Here is a 685-nt window from a genome sequence, read left to right as displayed (position 1 = left end):
CGAGCGACTGGAACGCGAGGAAGCCAGCCGGAAGGCGCATCGCAAGGAGATGGACAAGCCGATGGTCGGAATCGGCGGTGAATCGCGGTCCGGGCCATCGCTGGACGATTGGCTGGATCTCGTCATCTGATCGATCCGCCACGGCACTCATCGGCACTTCGCGCACGCTTCGCAACCCCTTCATCCACCGTCAACAGATTCAGGCCCTCATCATTCACGGGTGACGGCCAACGCCGTCAAGTCGCATGCTTCGCACACTTGCCACCCTCACGCTGCCTTTGACGCTCGTTGCCTGCGCCGTGCAGGCGCAGACCACGGTCCCGTTCAAGATGGGGGGCCAGCCGCAAGGCTCGGTGCCCTTCAAGGAGACGCACGCGAGATGAATCGAATGGGAGACGCGTTCGATCACCTGCACTTGGCCGATCGAAAGAAGGAGCTCGAGACCTCGCTGCATTTCGCAGTGGTTCGCGGACAGGAGCCTGGACGATGAACATCATCGGAGTGAGGCGTGCGATCGCTTCCAGGTTTCCAGTCGAAGCGGCCGATGCTGACGACTTCTTGGCACAGTGCGTCGAGAATCTGATGTCGGGGCTGAAGGCCGATGCCAGGCGATGGGCTTGGCCGATGATTCCTCCCAATCTCAAAAAGTTGTTCATTGACTTTTGGGGTGAACCGGACGTCTGAC

The 685-nt window shown here is 60.4% G+C and carries 1 protein-coding gene; it reads left to right on the top strand.

All coding sequences use genetic code 11. The features are described 5' to 3' along the window. The first annotated feature begins 486 nt into the window (after positions 1-486). Positions 487-684 carry a hypothetical protein gene (locus AC1D1T_RS32910; RefSeq protein WP_477827811.1) on the top strand — a complete coding sequence of 66 codons (198 nt, stop codon included), beginning with the start codon at positions 487-489 and terminating at the stop codon, positions 682-684. Position 685 lies beyond the last annotated feature (1 nt).

It is taken from the genome of Rhizobacter sp. P2_H3, from assembly GCF_056403355.1.
This window is presented reverse-complemented; position numbering and strand designations above follow the sequence as displayed.